General features: G+C 55.8%; 16 protein-coding genes. 8 read left to right on the forward strand and 8 right to left on the reverse strand.

Features of this window, described 5'->3' with window-relative positions; translation table 11 throughout:
- Window positions 1-14 precede the first annotated feature (14 nt).
- From HF984_RS06480 to HF984_RS06490, 3 genes are all read left to right on the forward strand, one after another.
- Window positions 15-2,996: an MMPL family transporter gene (locus tag HF984_RS06480; RefSeq protein ID WP_247596497.1), complete on the forward strand. Its 2,982-nt coding sequence runs from the start codon at window positions 15-17 to the stop codon at window positions 2,994-2,996.
- A gap of 212 nt (window positions 2,997-3,208) precedes the next feature.
- Entirely contained in the window at window positions 3,209-4,213 is a 1,005-nt protein-coding gene (locus tag HF984_RS06485; RefSeq protein WP_168614863.1) for an asparaginase, read from the forward strand.
- Entirely contained in the window at window positions 4,213-4,596 is a 384-nt protein-coding gene (locus HF984_RS06490; RefSeq protein WP_228008157.1) for a sterol carrier family protein, read from the forward strand. Before HF984_RS06485 ends, HF984_RS06490 begins: the two co-directional genes overlap by 1 nt.
- Window positions 4,597-4,715: 119 nt before the next feature.
- Here HF984_RS06490 and HF984_RS06495 read toward each other — a convergent pair whose 3' ends face one another.
- Complete coding sequence (locus HF984_RS06495) at window positions 4,716-5,270, reverse strand: hypothetical protein (protein WP_168614864.1); 555 nt, start codon at window positions 5,268-5,270, stop codon at window positions 4,716-4,718.
- A gap of 173 nt (window positions 5,271-5,443) precedes the next feature.
- Here HF984_RS06495 and HF984_RS06500 point away from each other — a divergent pair, with 173 nt between their 5' ends.
- The 3 genes from HF984_RS06500 (at window position 5,444) to purM (ending at window position 8,912) form a co-directional block, all read left to right on the forward strand.
- Complete coding sequence (locus tag HF984_RS06500; RefSeq protein WP_168614865.1) at window positions 5,444-5,803, forward strand: hypothetical protein; 360 nt, start codon at window positions 5,444-5,446, stop codon at window positions 5,801-5,803.
- Between the two features lie 236 nt (window positions 5,804-6,039).
- Window positions 6,040-7,734, forward strand: a complete 1,695-nt coding sequence (gene purF, locus HF984_RS06505) for an amidophosphoribosyltransferase (protein ID WP_168614866.1) — start codon at window positions 6,040-6,042, stop codon at window positions 7,732-7,734.
- Window positions 7,735-7,769: 35 nt separating this feature from the next.
- Window positions 7,770-8,912: a phosphoribosylformylglycinamidine cyclo-ligase gene (purM, locus tag HF984_RS06510; RefSeq protein ID WP_168614867.1), complete on the forward strand. Its 1,143-nt coding sequence runs from the start codon at window positions 7,770-7,772 to the stop codon at window positions 8,910-8,912.
- 65 nt (window positions 8,913-8,977) lie between these two features.
- Here purM and HF984_RS06515 read toward each other — a convergent pair whose 3' ends face one another.
- The gene (locus tag HF984_RS06515; RefSeq protein ID WP_168614868.1) at window positions 8,978-10,126 is read right to left on the reverse strand and encodes a GtrA family protein; all 1,149 of its coding nucleotides are present in this window, start codon (window positions 10,124-10,126) and stop codon (window positions 8,978-8,980) included.
- A gap of 20 nt (window positions 10,127-10,146) precedes the next feature.
- The gene (locus HF984_RS06520) at window positions 10,147-11,217 is read right to left on the reverse strand and encodes a phosphodiester glycosidase family protein (protein ID WP_168614869.1); all 1,071 of its coding nucleotides are present in this window, start codon (window positions 11,215-11,217) and stop codon (window positions 10,147-10,149) included.
- A gap of 193 nt (window positions 11,218-11,410) precedes the next feature.
- On the opposite strand from HF984_RS06520, the gene HF984_RS11855 reads away from it, so the two are divergent.
- Both HF984_RS11855 and HF984_RS11725 read left to right on the forward strand, forming a co-directional pair.
- Window positions 11,411-11,656, forward strand: coding sequence for an FAD-binding protein (locus HF984_RS11855; RefSeq protein ID WP_168614870.1), 246 nt, complete (start codon window positions 11,411-11,413; stop codon window positions 11,654-11,656).
- The gene (locus HF984_RS11725; RefSeq protein ID WP_168614871.1) at window positions 11,653-12,648 is read left to right on the forward strand and encodes an FAD-dependent monooxygenase; all 996 of its coding nucleotides are present in this window, start codon (window positions 11,653-11,655) and stop codon (window positions 12,646-12,648) included. Before HF984_RS11855 ends, HF984_RS11725 begins: the two co-directional genes overlap by 4 nt.
- 230 nt (window positions 12,649-12,878) lie before the next feature.
- On the opposite strand, the gene HF984_RS06535 is transcribed toward HF984_RS11725, so the two are convergent.
- From HF984_RS06535 to HF984_RS06555, 5 genes are all read right to left on the reverse strand, one after another.
- Entirely contained in the window at window positions 12,879-13,091 is a 213-nt protein-coding gene (locus HF984_RS06535; RefSeq protein WP_168614872.1) for a DUF3073 domain-containing protein, read from the reverse strand.
- A 338-nt stretch (window positions 13,092-13,429) separates the two neighbouring features.
- Entirely contained in the window at window positions 13,430-15,058 is a 1,629-nt protein-coding gene (locus HF984_RS06540) for a carbohydrate-binding domain-containing protein (protein ID WP_168614873.1), read from the reverse strand.
- A gap of 64 nt (window positions 15,059-15,122) precedes the next feature.
- Window positions 15,123-15,995 (reverse strand): polyphosphate polymerase domain-containing protein, encoded by an 873-nt coding sequence (locus HF984_RS06545; protein WP_343947389.1) that lies wholly within the window; start codon window positions 15,993-15,995, stop codon window positions 15,123-15,125.
- Window positions 15,996-16,049: 54 nt separating this feature from the next.
- Window positions 16,050-16,691 (reverse strand): DUF4956 domain-containing protein, encoded by a 642-nt coding sequence (locus tag HF984_RS06550; RefSeq protein WP_168614874.1) that lies wholly within the window; start codon window positions 16,689-16,691, stop codon window positions 16,050-16,052.
- Window positions 16,692-16,901: 210 nt separating this feature from the next.
- Window positions 16,902-17,849: a Sir2 family NAD-dependent protein deacetylase gene (locus HF984_RS06555; RefSeq protein WP_343947390.1), complete on the reverse strand. Its 948-nt coding sequence runs from the start codon at window positions 17,847-17,849 to the stop codon at window positions 16,902-16,904.
- Window positions 17,850-17,896 lie beyond the last annotated feature (47 nt).

Genomic DNA, 17,896 nt, shown 5'->3' on the forward strand with positions numbered 1-17,896 from the left:
AAACTAGATACTCAATGGCTAAATTCTTATACAAGATCGGCGACTTCGCAGCTCGCCGTGCCTGGGCAGTGGTACTTATCTGGGCTCTCATCCTCGCCGGTATCGGCGGCGCTTTCGCGGCGTTCAAGGGTGAGACCACCGATGAAATCACAATTCCGGGCACCGAAGCTGCACTCGTCCAGGAGCAGCTCAAAGACGTCTTTGATATGGACGCCAACTCCGCCAATGGTAAGGTCATCGTTCAGACTGAAGACGGCTCCGCCTTCACCGATGAGCAGAAGAAAGCTGTAGCAGACGCCGCCACACAGACAGGCAACATCGATGGCGTCACCAGCGTCAGCGATCCTTTTGCAACCCAGCAGCAGATGGTTGACGGTCAAAAGCAGCTGGATGAAGCCCAGGCAAAGATTGACCAGGGCCGCACCGAGACCGCTAACGGCGAAAAGCAGCTGGATGAAGCCCAGGCGAAAATTGATGAAACCCGCGCAAAGTTTGAAGCTGGCGAAGCTCCTCAAGAAGCGTGGGATGAGTTCAATAAGAACCAGGACGAGCTGAATAAAAACCGTGATGAGCTGAATCAAAAGCAGAACGAGCTCGACGCTAAAAAGCAGGAGCTTGAGGACGGTAAGACTCAGCTAGAGGACGCTCAGCGTCAGGCTGATGAAGGCCGCAAGCAGCTTGAAGAAGCTAACGCACCCCAAGAGGCGTACGCAGAGGTAGACGCTACACAGCAGGAAATCGATGCTAAGCGCGCTGAACTTGAAGCCGGTCAGCAGCAGATTGACGACGGCCAGAAGCAGCTCGATGAGGGCAAGCAGAAGCTGGACGATGGTCAGAAGCAGCTGGATCAGGCTCGCGAGCAGCTAGAGAACTTTGTTCCCACTGAGGAACAGTGGGCTGAGCTGGATGCTGGTCAGACTGAGATTGACCAGAACCGCGAGAAGCTTGAGGCCGGTAAGACTGAGCTGGATAACGGCCAGAAAGAGATTGACCGCAACAAGGCTCTGATGGATATGTCATCTGACGCCGTCATGGTCAATGATGATTCTTCTACCGGTGTTGTAGGCGTAACCTTTGACGCCAAGGTAGGATCTGTTCCCGCCGAGACTCTCAGCGATGCACGTTCCTCATTCGACACTCTGTCTGATGCTGGTCTCAAGGTTAGCTACGACCAGAACATGGAAGAGCAGATGCCGAATATGAAGCCCACGGGCGAAATCATCGGTATTCTGATTGCACTGATTATTCTTGTGATTATGCTCGGCTCTATGGTCGCAGCTGGTCTGCCGATTCTGATGGCTATCGTTGGTGTTGGCGCTGCAACCCTGGGCACTTTGGCTCTCTCAGGCGCCGTTGAGATGACCTCAACCACCCCGACCTTGGGCACCATGCTGGGTCTGGCTGTTGGCATCGACTACACCCTGTTCATTCTCAACCGCCACCGCAACAACCTTGCCAAGGGCATGCCCATGCGCAAGTCCATCGCAATGGCAGTGGGAACCTCAGGTAGCGCAGTTGTCTTCGCCGGCATCACCGTCATTATCGCTCTGCTTGCGCTGAACGTTGTGGGCATTCCTTTCCTCTCGGTTATGGGTAACGCCGCAGCATTCGCAGTCTTCATGGCGGTAGCCGTTGCTATCACGCTGGGCCCCGCCGTCCTGTCGCTGGCAGGACGCCGCATCGTCAGCAAGAAGCGCTGGGCAGAAATTCAGCGTCACAATGCAGACCGCGAAAACTACACCGCGGCCGAGCTCGAAGAAGCTCATGTAGCTGCGCAGGCTCGCGAAGAAAAGCCGACCGGCTGGCTGAAGTTCATCCTGAAGTCACCGATTGCCACTATTCTCGCGTCCATCGCGTTACTCGGCTTGGTAGCGGTACCGGTTGCGTCCATGCGGCTCGGTCTACCCGATGCAACCAGCGAATCGCAGGACTCCACCGCCTACACCTCATACGTCACCCTTGCAGACGAATTTGGTGAAGGCGTCAACGGCCCGATTGTTGCAGCAGCAGATTTGCCCGACGGCACCACCGCTGAACAGGCTAAGGACCTGCAGGTTTCAGTAGCCCAAGAATTGGCACAGCAGCCCAACGTTGATGCAGTTATTCCCGCAAAGATTGCTGATGACAACTCCATGCTGCTCTACCAGATCACGCCCACAGAAGGCCCCAACGCGGAGTCGACCACCGAGCTCGTGCACAACCTGCGCGATCTCAAGGTCTCATCAGACAACGGTGACATCACCTTCGGCGTAACCGGCCAGACCGCAATGGCAGTCGATATCTCTGAGAACCTCTTCAAGGTTCTGCCGATTTACGTTGGCATTGTGATGGGTCTGTCACTCATCGTGCTGATTCTGGTCTTCCGCTCCATTCTGGTGCCGCTCACTGCAACCATCGGCTTCCTCTTCTCACTGCTGGCATCGCTCGGCGCAGCCACCGCGATCTTCCAGTGGGGTTGGATGGGCTTACTCTTCGGCGTGCACACCCCCGGACCGATCCTCGCGTTCCTGCCGATTCTGGCAGTGGGCATCCTCTTCGGCCTCGCTATGGACTACCAGGTCTTCTTGGTCTCAGGCATGCGCGAAGCCTACGCCCACGGACGCGACGCTAAGAAGTCAGTTATCATCGGCTTCAACCACAATTCCAAGGTTGTGGTGGCAGCTGCACTGATTATGACCGGCGTCTTCCTCGGCTTCGTCTTCTCAGGTGAAGCGATGATCGCGTCCATCGGTTTCGCGCTGGCGGCAGGCGTCCTCTTCGATGCTTTTATCGTCCGCATGACGCTGATTCCCGCGCTCATGTATCTGCTCGGCAAAAAGGCATGGTGGTTCCCGAAGTGGCTCGATAAGATCATTCCCGATCTCGATGTCGAGGGCACCAAGCTCGAAGAAGAAGCTGAACGCGAAAACGCAGCGGATGCTACTTACCCCGCAGGTGGTAAGCACCTCACCGGTGAGTCTGCAACCGATGAGCCTAACGGTTCAGTACGCGCCTAAGCATCAGCTCCTCAGCTAGAAAGCTCTAGCTGAAACCGAATTGAAAGCGTCCGTCCACCTTATACAAAGGTGGACGGACGCTTTTCTATCTCCCTCAATTCTCTAGACCTCGCAAGAACACGCCGCGTGCCGGCATCCTGTGAGTTGCGCTGTTACCGAATCTGCAAATCATCAAATGCGCTTTTGAACACCGCTCGTGGAATACTGGTTTTATGCAGACTTTTACCCCCGAATCAGCCGTAGAACTTGCCACCGTAGAACGTAGCGGTTTCGTTGAGTCCCGCCATGTGGGGTCAGCCATTGTTATGGCACCGGATGGTTCGGTGGCACTTGCTGTGGGAGATATTGAGACGCCGATTTTTCCGCGTTCCACGCTCAAACCCTTTCAGACTATTGCCTCAATGAACGCCGGAGCCGAGCTTCAGGGCGCGCAAATCGCACTCGCATCCGGCTCTCACACCGGCTCTTTTGAGCACATGAAAATTGCTCAGGCGATTTTAGAAGAAGCCTCCCTCACCGCCGGTGCCCTTCAGTGCCCGCCTGCGTGGCCAGCCGATGAGCCGAGCTTCCACGCCCTATTGCGCGCCGGTCATGACAAGCAGCGTTTGGCTTTTAACTGCTCCGGTAAGCATGCAGCATTTCTCTGGGGATGCGTAAAAAGCGGGTGGGACACCGCGTCCTACCTTTCGCCAGAGCACCCCTTGCAGAAACTAGTTCTAGAAACCATTGCGGAGTTCGCCGGCGAGCCAGTTGCACACGTTGGCGTTGATGGATGCGGCGCTCCTCTGGCAGCAGTTTCGCTGACGGGACTGGCGAGGGCTTATTCAACTCTTGGCGCAGGTATTGAGAATATTCGCGCTGATGCTCGCGTGGCAACCGTTGCCACCGCAATGGTGGACTACCCCGAGTATGTGCAGGGCCCTGGCAAGACTAATACTGTGATGAGCGAGCAGCTGGACGGCATCGTCAAGGGCGGCGCTGAAGGCGTGCTGTGCATCGGGTTGCGTTCTGGCGCATCAGTGGCTGTAAAGATGCTGGATGGTTCATCGCGTCCCACTGCACTGGTTGCCCTAGAGCTACTGGCGCGCGCGGGCTTTGTGGAACGGTCTGAGGCGGATCGTATTGCTTGCATCGTCATGCGCCCGGTACTCGGTGGCTCGCAGGCAGTCGGTGAGATTCGCCTGGGCTCAGCGTTCGATGAGCTGGAGGTGGGCTAGTGGCAATTAAGCGCAAGGTACCTATGGACGATGGTGTTGCCGCTGTCCACGCTGTTCGTGCAGCACTGAAAAGCGAGGACGCGGCGACCTCTTTTGCTGAGCTATCGCGTCCTGTGCGTGCTACTGCCGTCAGGTTTTTGCTGGAGGAGCTTGCCACTTTAGCGCCGGGCAACTCGGTGGAAGTGCGTGTGCCGCCCTTTGGCGTCACGCAGTGTGTGGAGGGCCCGCGTCATACGCGCGGCACTCCCCCGAATGTTGTGGAGACTGACGCTTTGACGTGGTGCTCACTGGCTTTAGGCACTATAAGCTGGCAGGACGCGAGCGCGAAAGTCTCGGCATCGGGCTTGCGAAGTGACCTGAGCGATTTTTTGCCGGTGATTTAGCTACTCAGGTAAAAAGTTACCCGGTTTCGTGCTTTGTACCTGATTTTCTCGGGTAACTTGCACAAAACCGGGTAAATTTTAGCCAGGCTCGTCTTTTGTTGCCTCCGGCGGCTTGTCTCTCACAGCTCATCTGAGTACTTCTGCGCTGATTTCTGCAGAGCGCGCACACCGATGAACATGAGAATCATCGATCCCAGGCTAAACACCGAAAACAGCACCTTACCTATCGGCTGCCCGGTTCCGCTCAGAAGCCAGAAGACCAACATCATGAGCGTCACGCCGAGGGCAAAAAGAATATAGAAAATGCGGAACTTGTTGTACATTTTCTGCCAGCCTCGTTTACCTAAGTCGCCGGCTGCCACCTGAATTTGGGTGGTGTTCTTGACGATCGGTGCGGTAGACATCAGCAACGGGATGAGAGGAAACAAGCTGGCAAAAAGGCTGTCGGTATGAAGATCTCCCGGTGTTGTGAGGAAGGCCCGCGCAACTGCGCTCAACACAACGACGGCCGCAACGAGCAGTCGTAGCCTGCGAATATGCGCCGGTGCTGGTTCAGCGTCGGGACGCGCATAAGTACCTTTTGGGTCGTTCGCTTCCCACGGGTTGAGGTCCAGTGGCCCATCGCGTTCGAAGGGCTCTTGAGGTGATTCAGGTTCATGTGATGCGTGGCTCATATGTTCAATGTACCGCTAACTTTTCCCTTTTAACTCGCGAGAGGGGATTTGTGTTGCACTTTTTACCTGAAAAGTGCAACACAAATCCCCTCTCGCGCATCGTCAAAGCTAAGAGCAAGATCCACCCGCATCCCAGATGCCTGGCGCTACGCTCACCTGTTATCCTTGTATGCATGAGCACTTCGCCCACTAATTCCTCTGCGCCAGCATCCGTTTCTGCGGAGAACTCTGCGCAGGCGTCCTCATCATCCCGCCCCGCAACACAGGGCGCATCTGAGCGCACCGTCAGCTACCGTGTGGCACCGTCCATCGCGGCATTCATTATCACCGGTGTGCTTCTCGGTCTCATCGCAGCATTTTTGCTTACCTGGTTTGATCCAGGGTCAGAAAAATACACGTTCTCCGCAATTTTCGGAGTCATGGCTTTCGTGTGTTGCACTATCGGCGCAACTCTTGGCGCACTCTTGGCGCTCGTGCTCGACAAAATTTCTCTCAAGCGCGCACGAACCTACCGCGCCGTACCCGAAGACTAAGCATCAGCCTCGTCGTACCCCTACGCCGAGGCTTTTTGTTTTAATAGATTCTTCCGCGTAGTCACGTAAGCTCATGACGCTACGTGTCACGGCTCAAGTGGCTACACGGCAACACCGGCAACAGCCGGTACACTCAATCATGAGCTGTAGAACACTTCACCTTCTTACTGAGGAGGAAAGAAAGTTCTCACGTCTAGTTCAAAATCTGCACCCCAACAGCGAAAAGATGGCAACAATTGGCTCGTCCTGATGGAAAACTCTCCCTCGACCTTGACCCTATTGACCACGGCCCCAAAGATGAATGCGGCGTCTTTGGCGTGTGGGCACCCGGTGAAGACGTTGCGAAACTGACCTACTACGGTCTGTACGCTCTTCAGCATCGAGGCCAGGAATCTGCGGGTATTGCAACCAGCAACGGTGGCAACATCAGCATCTACAAAGACATGGGTCTTGTGTCTCAGGTTTTTGATGAATCAACACTCAATGTATTGACCGGTCACATGGCTATCGGTCACTGCCGTTACTCCACGACCGGCGCTTCGCACTGGGCTAATGCACAGCCGACGCTTGGCGCTACCCCGCACGGCACCCTGGCACTTGCGCACAACGGTAACATCACCAACTCTGCTGAGCTTTACGAGCGCGTTCTTGAAAAGAATGGTGGCGAGGCTCCTACTCGTGGTGAGATTGCGCAGGGTAACACCACCGATACCGCGCTGGTAACCTCGCTTCTGGCTGAGCACGATTTTGACTCTCTTGAAGAAGCAATGCTCGACTTGTTGCCCATTCTCAAAGGCGCTTTCTGCTTGACCTTCATGGACGAAAACACCCTGTACGCAGCCCGTGACCCGCAGGGTATTCGCCCTTTGGTTCTGGGACGTTTGGAGCGCGGCTGGGTTGTCGCATCCGAAACCGCGGCACTCGATATTGTGGGCGCGTCCTACGTTCGTGAAGTTGAGCCCGGTGAGTTTATTACCATCGATGAGGACGGTCTGCGCACCCAGCGTTTTGCTGAGGCTAAGCCTGCCGGATGCGTGTTCGAGTACGTGTACTTGGCTCGTCCTGATACCACCATTAGCGGACGCAGCGTTTATGAGTCCCGCGTTGAGATGGGACGCCAGTTGGCGCGTGAGCACCATGTAGAAGCTGATTTGGTCATGCCCACTCCCGAATCAGGTACCCCGGCAGCTATTGGTTACGCCGAAGAATCAGGTATTCCTTTCGGTAACGGCGTTGTGAAGAACGCGTATGTTGGCCGTACCTTTATCCAACCGTCACAGACTATCCGTCAGCTGGGCATCCGTCTCAAGCTCAACCCGCTCAAGTCTGTGATTGCGGGCAAGCGTCTGGTTGTTATTGATGACTCCATTGTTCGCGGCAACACCCAGCGCGCGATGGTGCGCATGTTGCGCGAAGCCGGCGCTAAAGAGGTACACGTTCGTATCTCTTCACCGCCTGTTAAGTGGCCCTGCTTCTACGGCATTGACTTTGCATCCCGTTCAGAGCTGATCGCTAACGGCCTGGCAATCGATGAAATTCGTGAGTCGCTGGGCGCAGATTCGCTGGGTTACATCTCAGAAGACGGCATGATTGCCGCTACCGAGCAGCCCCGCGAGAACCTGTGCACCGCGTGCTTCACCGGCAAATACCCGGTAGAAATTCCGACGCACGAGCGTGGCAAGAACGTTTTTGATGGCGATAAGGCAGGTGGTCCTCTCTCAGGCACCGCCGCTGAGGTCACTGTCGAGCGTCCGCTACCGCACAAGCCCGAGCACGCTCACGCGGTTTCAATCGATACCCGCCCCGGAACCGAGGCTCTTGAAGACAAGGTGCACGAGGCAGGGGTAGAAGAACAAGAAGAGCACGGTTCCTGCGATCCGGGCCCTGATTCAGACCTTGAGTCACTGGTTCTTCCCGAAGACAAACGCTAACTACCACCCACCACATTTCAAAGGAACTATTAGTAATGACTGAAAACTCAAACGCTGTAACCTACGCGGGTGCAGGTGTTGATGTTGAAGCCGGCGACCGCGCAGTAGAGCTGATGAAAGACGCTATCAAGGCGACCCACGGTACCGGTGTTGTTGGTGGCGTAGGCGGCTTTGCGGGCCTCTTTGATCTCACCGCGCTGAAGGAATACAAGAAGCCTTACCTGGCTACTTCAACCGACGGTGTGGGCACTAAGGTTGCTATCGCGCAGAAGCTCGATATCCACCACACTATCGGCCAGGATTTGGTGGGCATGGTGGTTGATGACATCGTTGTCACCGGTGCTAAGCCCCTGTTCATGACCGACTACATTGCAACCGGCAAGGTTGTGCCCGAGCGCATCGCTGATATCGTTCGCGGCGTTGCAGAAGGTTGCTCTTTGGCAGGTACCGCGCTGGTCGGTGGAGAGACCGCTGAGCATCCCGGTCTTTTGGCTGAGGACGAGTACGACGTAGCTGGTGCTGCTACCGGCATCGTTGAGGCTGACGAGTTGCTTGGCCCCGAGCGCGTGCACGAAGGCGATGTTCTGATCGCTATGGCATCCTCCGGCATCCACTCCAACGGCTACTCGCTGGTTCGCAAGGTACTTTCTGTTGCTGGCTGGGATTACGAGCGCCATGTTGAAGACTTTGACCGTTCCATCGGCGAAGAGCTGCTCGTTCCCACCCGCATCTACACCGCTGACTGCCTCGATCTTATTGAAGCTTTCCCAGTCAACGGTGAAGACGGTCAGACCGGTTCAGGTATCCGCGGCTTCTCGCACGTCACCGGTGGTGGCCTGGCAGCTAACCTGGCTCGCGTCCTGCCCCAGGGCACTGTTGGTCTTGTTGACCGCTCGACCTGGGAAATCCCGGCAATCTTCAAGCTGATTGGTGATCTCGGTTCAGTACCTCAGGCTGACCTTGAGCGCACCCTGAACTTGGGGGTTGGCATGATCGCTGTTGTTGATCCTTCAGTTGCAGATGCTGCTGTTGAGCGCCTCAACAAGCGTGGTTTGCCCTCATGGATTTTGGGCACTGTTGAGGCTGATAACGGTGAGCACAAGAATAACTCTGACTACGTTCAGGGTGCTAAGGGCGTAGACGGCGGCGCTGCAGTGCTGCTCAACCAGTACAAGTAACCCCTTTCGCCGCTCAAAAGTATGAAAGCCCCGCTGACACCATTGTCAGCGGGGCTTTCACGTTTTTAGAGGGGATAAACGCTCACCTTGATACGTTGGTGCTCAGGCTGCTGCGCAAGCTTCTTTGGCTTTGCCTGCACCGAGGATGCGGCGCTGAAGACCCAGCGTTTTTGTACGGCGAAGCTGACCGGGATGAGGGTAAGTTCTACCAGGATTTTTGCAACGAGCAGGTGAATACCAGCCCAGGTAAGAGCCTCGAGCAGGCCAGCGTTCAGGGCAAGTAGCATTAGCGCTAGAACGCTGTACCGCACCACCGATGAGCGTGTGTTGGGACGCTTGCCGCCGTCGTGCATCGCCCAACGATTGATGGCGAAGTTGATGCTGGCAGAGAAGATACGCGCACCCACAACAGCCGCAATAATGTTCAGACCGCACGAAACCAAAAAGAGTAGCGCCAGGGTATCGGTAATAAAACCGGCAAAGGACGCGGCGAGGAAGATAATCAGCGGAGCATAGATTCGCAGCGAGTCTCGTACGGGGCGAAAATGGCTGGTGGGATTGCCCGGCTCGTAGACCTTCACGATGGGTACTTGATCGAGCACAATATCGGTACGGGTGACTCGCAGCAGGGTGCTGAACTCGTACTCGTAGCGGTTACCGGGAACGCTAATCACCCAGTCGAGCACGTCGGGAGTAAAACCGCGCAGGCCTGTCTGCGTATCGGCTATTTTGTGTCCTGTTGCAAGGGCGAAAAAACCAATGGTTGCGGTGTTTCCGATGCGCGAGCGCAAGGGTACCTTTTGTCCCTTTGTTTTCTGGTCGTCGAGGGTGCGTACGCCCAGCACGATGGCGCTGGTTCCTATGAGTTTGTAGCTTTCCGTTGCCGCCCCCACCGTCAGGATGTCGGCAGGAAGGTGCTGGCCGTCAGCATCCGCGGTGACGACGCTTTGACCGGGATGATGTAGCTGTACCCACTCGAACCCAGCCCGCAGTGCCCCGCCTTTGCCCCGATTTTCAGGTAGTTCAAGCACCGTCACGGGGGTTCTTGCGGTGTTTCGAACGCGGTCAAAGATCGGCGCGAATTCAGCGCCTGATCCATCGTCAATGACCAAAAGTTCGATGCAGGCGCCTCTGCTCTGCGCTTCATCGGCAAGTTCGGTGCACAGCGCTACCAATGAATGGTCTGGTTTGTAGGCTGGGATCATAATAATCATGGGTTTTCCCTCCGGCTTCTTTAGGCTACTGAGCCAGCGATATAGAGGATGTCTGAGGTGCCGCGTTCTTCGCCCTTGCCCAGGGGGTTGTTGACGAGCGAGCCGTTGAACACCATGACGGATGAGCCGCCGCCATCGATGTTGTACCCGGTGGTGCATCCGAGGTCTTTGAGCATCTGTGCCAGTTCGGGCATGGTTGCGCCGCGCGAATAGCCTTCTGAGCGGCCGTCCACCACTAAGAAGATGAGGTGGTTTTTGTCTTTGACGCCGATAGCTGTGCGGGGCTGCTCGCCCTGGATTGAGTGGTTACCAAAGTTGGTGTCGACCTCTACTGAATCGATACCGTCGATAATTTCACCGTTGTTCAGCAGCGACGGACCGAAGGAGAGGGTGTTCCATACGCCTTCATCGACCAGAGTCTGAGCTGAGGTGGTGGTTTCGTCGTAGACCTTTACGGTGCCATCCTTATAGAAGGCGAGGCCTTCACGCGCCGGTGAGTCACGGTAGACCACGCCGTTGCGCACCACGATGCCGGTCTCTCTGAATCCGTAGTAGTCACCGTTGACAGCCCAGATTCCGTTGTGCTCAGAGGCGATGCTTGAGGGTACGTCGATGATGTTGAGACCAAACTGGTTATTGGCAAAAGCGGAGCGCAGCAGTGTTTGGTCATCGAGAATGATTTCTGCGGAATACGCTGTGATTTGATCGCTACCGCTACCCGTCACGATGGTGTTGAGGGTAATTGATCCCTGATCAGCGGTGAGACCGTTTTCAGTGAGTGCTACGCCGGTAAGCTCGGTGCTGGACGCGGTTGCTGAGGTAGTAACCGATGCCTGCTGCGCTTCGTAGGCTGCAACGTCTGAGATTTCGGTGTGCTCGGCGAGGTATCGGTTATAAGCCCAGCCGCCACCCACACCGGCGACGCCCAGTACACCGAGTCCGCCAAATAAAGCGGTGCGACGAGTGGTCTTTTTCTGCCACAAACCTTTCTTGGCGCCTGCGGCCTGTGATCCGGATGAGGGCTGTTCGGCTGCTGGATGCGCGTTTGAGGGGGTCTGTGAAGGGTCTGAGAAGTTGTTCTGCGAAGTCATATCTATAGATTCGCGGGGCAACCCATGTCTGACACTAGATAAACCTATGTTTCAACTGTGTAAGCGCGTCCTGAACCAGAACTGTGCATTGGCTACCCTATTTTCTGCAGAATCCCGTGATACCCCACTTTTACTGACTGTGAACGGAGTAGCGTTCGAGAAGACAAATGCCCTCATACTGAAAGGTTTTATCGTGGCTGAGAACATTATTCGTCAAGCAGATGTCATTATTGCCGGTGCTGGAATCGGCGGTTTAACTGCAGCTCTCGCTCTTCACGAGCACGGTATCAACGCGTTGGTGCTTGAAAGCACTCGTGAGCCCAAACCTTTGGGCGTGGGCATCAATCTTCAGCTGCAAGCCGCGGATGCTCTCACCGAGATGAACCTGCGTGAGCAACTAGAAAACATTGCAATCCCACCGCAGAATCTTTGTATATGACCACATCAGAAACGACCTTGGCGCATCGTCATTTTTCAGAAAATGAGCAGCAGTTCTCCGTTCATCGCGGCAAGTTACAGATGATGCTTTTCGACGCCGTGCAACAGCGTCTGCCCCAAGACAGCGTCCTGACAGGTCAGCAGGTTGAAAGCCTTACTGAAGATGCCGAACGCGTACTCGTTGAGGTCACCGACCGCCACCACGATGACCGCACGGTCACCTACGCCGCCAAGGTACTCATCGGTGCCGACGGAGTCCACTCCAAAGTGCGCAAGAATTTCCACCCGGACGCGAACACCAATAACTGGGAAGGTACCACCATGTTCCGCGGAACTTACCGCGCTCAAAAACCCTTCCTAACCGGACGTTCCATGGTTCTCGTTTACGGTGAAGATGCCAAACGATTTTTGACCTATCCTATCTCTCGCGAGGCAGAACAAGAAGGTCAGTCGCTCATCAACTGGGTTGCTATGGTCCCGCAGTCAAAAGGTAAGACGGTCAGCGAGAGAGAAACGCAGAACGTTCCTACCGACCCCAGCGATGTGCTCCCCTACTTCGATGATTGGGGCTTTGACTGGCTCGATATCAAGACCATGATTTCAGGAGCAGAAGATGTGCTGTCATATCCCATGGTTGACCGCGAACCGCTCGCCTCGTGGGGACAAGGACGCGTGACCCTCCTCGGTGACACCGCGCATCCGATGTACCCCATTGGCGCTAACGGTGGCTCGCAGGCTATTCGCGATGCCGTCACCTTAGCCACCTACATGGGCGACACGGCAGTAGACGGCGATTTGGTACAGGCACTTTGCAACTACGAGACAGAACGTATTCCCGCAACCACCACCGTCGTCGAGGCCAACCGCAAACTCAACCAGACCGAACGTAAACTCGCCAACCTCTCACAAGAAAAACTAGAAGAAATGGCGCACAACGGCCGCATGGACGAAATTCAAGAAGCCTACGCCCACGGCGACTTCGACAAGATTTAGAAGAGGGGTGAGGGGCTATTATCTCACCAGAAACAGCTGCAGCGAGCAGTCCCTCTCGCTTGGTTCGCTTCGCTCACAAAGCGATTCACGCCAGCCCCGATCCCAGCTCGCTGCTCACTGTCTCTGGCATGGAGGATAAGATTCCACCCGCATTTTAAGAAACTTTAACCCCGCACCGTGCACGGTGCGGGGTTATAAGTGAGGGTACGAGAAATAAACCCTATAAGGGGTTAGCTCTCATCTGAGTAATCGTCGGCGTACTTGTCAACGTACTCTGAATAATCATCGTCGTCATCATAGTAAGAAGATGACGGCTTACTGGAGTAACTACTCTTGGCATTACTCAGCTCGCGCTCAAGCGCGGAGTAATCGGTCTCGGGGCTGAAGTACTTCATCTCCCGAGCCTGCCGTGTTGCTTTAGCCTTCTGACGGCCGCGCCCCATGGCGTGACCCCCTCTTTATCCATCGCGTCCAGCTAAATGTGCGACGCACACACCTCTAGCCAGAATCCAGTTTATGTCTTTCGTCTGTTAAGGGTACATGGTTTTTTTCTTATATGCTCGCCCAGTTACGCTAAATTGCTATAAACCACAGTGAATTGGTGGGTTTCGTTGGGTTTTTAACTGTTTATTGCACTCTGAGCATACTTAAAAGACATCACCGTGCAGGCATTTGCTCTTTTTAAAGAGGCGAAGACCGCAGCTTCTCGCGGCGGTCTTCTTGTGCCTTCCCCTCACATATGAGCTACTGGCCTTTGTTTTGAAAGAGGCAGCTGCCTCCCTTACTGAGCGGTGTACTCGCCCAAAGTCTCGCCGTCCTTCACAATCTTGTAGGTATCGCCAGAAACCATGGACGCGGTGGAGAACAGGATCAGCTGCGCGCCCTTATCGCTGACGGTGTAGGTGGCTACCGTCTTTCCTGATGAGTCCTGCAGTTCCAGAACGTCACCGGTGCTCACCGTCGAGGCAAGATCGGTGGTTGAAACGTATGCCTGGCCGGTGGGAGCCACGAACATGTCTGCAGTACCGCCGGTCAGTAGGGTTCCGCCGCTGAGTACAAAGTCACCGGCTACGTCGGTTGAGCCGTTACCGCCCTGTGAAGGTCCGTTGACAGTCACAGTGCCGCCGGAAAGCTCGGCCGTACCGTTCGAGTCAAAGCCGTCGCCCTCAGCGGTAATGGTCAAAGCGCCGCCGGTTACGTGAATGTAGGCGTCCACGACCTCATCCATGCCGCCGCCGGGCATACCGCCGCCCATTTGACCGCCGGGTGCCTGACCCATGTCAGCGGGCATCTGGCCCATGTCTGCAGGTGCGCCGCCGCCTGCCTGCTGATCAGTTGTATTTGCTGCCTGGGTATCGGTAGCGGTGGAATCCGTAGAGGCGGTGTTTTCGTCCTCAGTGTCAGAGGTGGTATCAGCGACGGTTGCGTTGATGCCGTCGTCCGACGAGGTAATGGAGGTTTCGCCGCCGCTGACGGTGATGTACTGGCCTTCAATACCCTCTACCGAAGACTCAACGGTGAGCTTACCGCCAGCAATTTCAAGTTCCTTCTCGCTCTTGAAACCGTCGTCACCGGCGGTAATGGTCACGGTGCCGTTGGTCAGGCGAGTCCAGCCGCGCTCCTCGTCGGTGGCGTTCGTTGACTTGATGCCGTCCTGCTTGGCATCAACGGTGATAGTACCGTCTAGGATGTCCACGTAATCTTTACCGCGAATACCGTCATCGGCTGCGGTGACGTCATAGGTTCCGCTTGCGATCACCAGACCGTCGCTACTTGCGATGCCGTCACTGTAGTTACCGGTAACCTTCAGGGAGCCTTCACCTGCCAGCGTCAGGTCTGTCTTAGAGAACAGGGCAGCGCTGGGATCCTCTTCGCCGGTGGCTGCGTATTCTGAACCGTCGGTCACGGTGTTAGTGGTACCGGATTCTGTGTAGACGATGAGTTCATCGGCGCTCTGACCCACAATCGCGGCGCCGCCTTTGTTGGTGATTGACGCATTATCCAAAATCAGGCGTACCTGGTCTTGGTCCCCTGTGTTGACGACAACCTGACCGTCTTCAAGGGTTCCGGTGAGTCGGTAGTTGCCCGCGGCAGTGATGGTAATGACGCCGTTCTCAACGGTGACGCCGTCGGTTGCAGTGGGGTTTGAAAGATCAATAGTTTTCTCGGTGGATGAGTCCCAGCTGAGATCGTCTTCGCTGTAGTGGGTGTCGTAAGAAATTGCGCTGGCGGTAGTTGCGGTCTGTGACTCTGAGGCGCTTGCGCTAGCCGTTGCCGATGCACTGGTTGAGCTGCTGACGGTGCTGGTGCTTGACGCGTTCGTAGTGTTTGCGGAGCAGCCTGCGAGCGCGAGGGACGCCATGAGGGCTACTGAGGTTGCTGCTTTGCTGATTTTAGTGGAGAACTTCATGATGTTTTCTTTCGGTTGAGGCGGGGTTTTGAAATTTTGGGTCGTGCTGTAAGGACGCGGGTGTTTAGGCGGCTTTCGCTACGACGGCTTGTTCGCGGGGTACCAGTTGCATGGAACGCGCGATGGTGCGGTGCCATTTGTTGGAGGGAAGGTAAGGGTTGAGTGCTGCCATTCCGGTGGCGAATTTAGAGATTTTGGTGGGTCGCACTCCCCCGCGCCAGAGCATTTTATCGGCGATCGAGGGGGCTGTTCCCGATTTGGTTTCGATGATGACCATGCCCGGTGCCGTGTATTCGGTACCTTCCCTGTAGGGCAGGTGTGAGCTCAGTGCGAACTCGCTCATGGGCGTCCACGTGAGTGAAGTGTCGATGGTCATGCGGGCGTCGATGGGGTTGTTCGCTGATTCAGGGAGGAAAACAGTGGTGCGGCGGTATCCGGTGGTCAGCACGGGTGAGAAGCGTGAGGGGTCTTCATCGAGCAGTCCGGTCAGCGATTCGCCCACGTAGGCGAGGCCTTCAGCGTTGAGCCGGGCTCGATCTCGCGTCGGGTATTCGATGCGTTCTTTGACCGTGACCGCGCGGGCGCCTTCGGTTTTTACCTCCAGGTAGGTGGCACCTGTATCAAGGTAGCTACGCGTGCGCACCTTATAACGGTTGCGCCTGCCCAAGGCCGCCAGCATGTAACTTGAGAGCTTGGGGGTGTCGAAGTAAACCGAGTCGTAGGCGAACTCTCGTACACCATTGATTTCAAGTACCTGCGCGTTAGCTGGCAGTTCTTGCAGGATGCGTGAGGCGGTCAGCGCATCCACAATGTACTTGCGGTCGATGCGGGTTTGCATAGCTGCCTTGGCGTTGAGTTCTTCGAGCGAAATGCCCGTGCGGGTCTCAGGTAGAAGACTTTGCGGGTTTTGCGCTGATACGGGTGACAGGCTGTTCACGTGTTTTCTCGTTTCTGATAGCTGGCGTTGGGGCGGGTGTAAGGAGCTGAGAGATCAGTGGGAGGAGTGCACGGGGATGCGGCTGGTCAGCTCGGCAGCGGTATCGGGGACCAGTCCCTGCATTGAGCGGTTGGGGATTACCGCGTCCTTGGTGCTGTAGCGAATATCGACCAGAGTTTTGTCGTTGACGAGGTCGAGATCCAAGATGGTGACGGTTTCGATTGAGTAACCGAGTTTTTTGCCCAGGTAAGCTTTGAGGTCTTCGTCGTTGCTGATAGCGCGATCGACGGTGACGGTTTGCTGGCGCAGGGTTTTCATGACGGAGCGAGAATCGCTGATGCCCATAACTGCTAGGATGAGAACCATGAGGCCAAGCATGAGGCCGACAGGTTCTAGGCCGATTCCGGCGAGCAGGCCGATGGCGAGTGCGCAGAAGTAGTAGGCGACTTCGCGCTGATCAAGTTCGGTTGAGCGCAGTCGGATGATTGAAAGAACACCGAACAGTCCCATGCCCATGCCGGCGCTGGTGGCATCAGCGTTAGCGAGAGCCACAGTGACTGCGAAGACACCGACGTTGATGACGAGGTATGACACCACGAGGTCACGGCGCTTGTGGCGGGAGAGGTACATGGCGCACAAAAGTGCAATGGCGATGATATCGGCAAAAGCGACGAAGAGAATGTCGGTGGGGTTCATGCTTGGGTTCTTTCACGGTTGTTTGCGATTGATTGCATTAACTACTGTGAAAGTTCAAGCTGTGTTTACCCTATGTTTAACTTAGCCCTAACTTATGAGCCTTTAAGTCCCGCTTAAAAGGCAGCTTAAGAGAACCGGCGAGAAGGATTCTTTGCCGTCTGTGACCGTATTGCGAGAGCCTACCTAGCATTCGGTGAAGGATGCGAGTACCTACAAGAGCTCGTCGATGAGGTTTTCGAGGGCGCTACGGGCGTCGGTGCGCCACACATAGGTTGCTTTGTGGTCAGCGCGCGTGGGACCAGCATTGATAATGCCTACAGGCTTACCGGAACGCAGGGCATCCAGCACCAGCTTGTAACCGCTCATCACCGCGACCGAAGATCCCACAATCAGTAGCGAACGCGCATCCGCCAGCATCTGACGCATGTTTTCTTTACGCTCGACGGGTACGTTCTCGCCAAAATACACCACATTGGGTTTGAGTTTTTCTGAACCGCAGCTCAAGCATCCAACCATCTGAAAGTCAGCGATGAAAGAGTCGCTGAGATCGACATCGCCATCGGGGTTGACCTGAAGTTCCTGGTCGTTGAGGCGCTCAAGGTAGCCGGGGTTTGCGGCCTCTAACCGGTCATCGAGCGAGGTACGGTTTTCAATAAAACCGCAATCTAAACACTCAATTTTAGAAAGGTCGCCGTGCAGGGTTACCACGTTCTGGCTACCGGCAGCATTATGCAGACCGTCAACGTTTTGGGTAATGACGCCGCTCATCGCACCAGCTTCCTCAAGTTCAGCGAGCGCAAAATGCACGACGTTGGGCGCAGCCAGCTTCATCTGCCGCCAGCCCACGTACGAGCGCGCCCAGTAGCGGTGCCGGGCACCGGCGTCGTACTTAAACTCTTGGTAGGTCATGGGCCGATGACAGCGCAAAGACCCGTTAGGCCCGCGATAATCGGGAATGCCTGAATCAGTAGAAACACCCGCGCCTGTTAGCACCAGAACATTGCCGGTACGCAACATATCGGTAATTCCCGCGGACGCCTCAGCAGCATCCTGCACGAATCCGGCATCTTCAACGACGCGGGCAATCGAGCGCAGCGCCGCCGCGTGGGTAGCAGCGATGTCAGCGCGTTGAAGAGACTGTTCGTCAGCGTAGCGAATAGCAGAATGAGCGGAACCAGAGTTTGCGAAAGTTTCAGATGTACTGT

The sequence above is a fragment of the Rothia terrae genome (genome assembly GCF_012396615.1).
Classification (GTDB): domain Bacteria; phylum Actinomycetota; class Actinomycetes; order Actinomycetales; family Micrococcaceae; genus Rothia; species Rothia terrae.

Coding starts and splice junctions, on each gene's coding strand:
- HF984_RS06480 (WP_247596497.1), top strand. CDS start 15: ATGGCTAAATTCTTATACAAGATCGGCGACTTCGCAGCTCGCCGTGCC.
- HF984_RS06500 (WP_168614865.1), top strand. CDS start 5,444: ATGAGCACTTCGCCCACTAATTCCTCTGCGCCAGCATCCGTTTCTGCG.
- HF984_RS06495 (WP_168614864.1), bottom strand. CDS start 5,270: ATGAGCCACGCATCACATGAACCTGAATCACCTCAAGAGCCCTTCGAA.
- HF984_RS11725 (WP_168614871.1), top strand. CDS start 11,653: ATGACCACATCAGAAACGACCTTGGCGCATCGTCATTTTTCAGAAAAT.
- HF984_RS06550 (WP_168614874.1), bottom strand. CDS start 16,691: ATGAACCCCACCGACATTCTCTTCGTCGCTTTTGCCGATATCATCGCC.
- HF984_RS06520 (WP_168614869.1), bottom strand. CDS start 11,217: ATGACTTCGCAGAACAACTTCTCAGACCCTTCACAGACCCCCTCAAAC.
- HF984_RS06515 (WP_168614868.1), bottom strand. CDS start 10,126: ATGATTATTATGATCCCAGCCTACAAACCAGACCATTCATTGGTAGCG.
- purM (WP_168614867.1), top strand. CDS start 7,770: ATGACTGAAAACTCAAACGCTGTAACCTACGCGGGTGCAGGTGTTGAT.
- HF984_RS06485 (WP_168614863.1), top strand. CDS start 3,209: ATGCAGACTTTTACCCCCGAATCAGCCGTAGAACTTGCCACCGTAGAA.
- HF984_RS06535 (WP_168614872.1), bottom strand. CDS start 13,091: ATGGGGCGCGGCCGTCAGAAGGCTAAAGCAACACGGCAGGCTCGGGAG.
- HF984_RS06540 (WP_168614873.1), bottom strand. CDS start 15,058: ATGAAGTTCTCCACTAAAATCAGCAAAGCAGCAACCTCAGTAGCCCTC.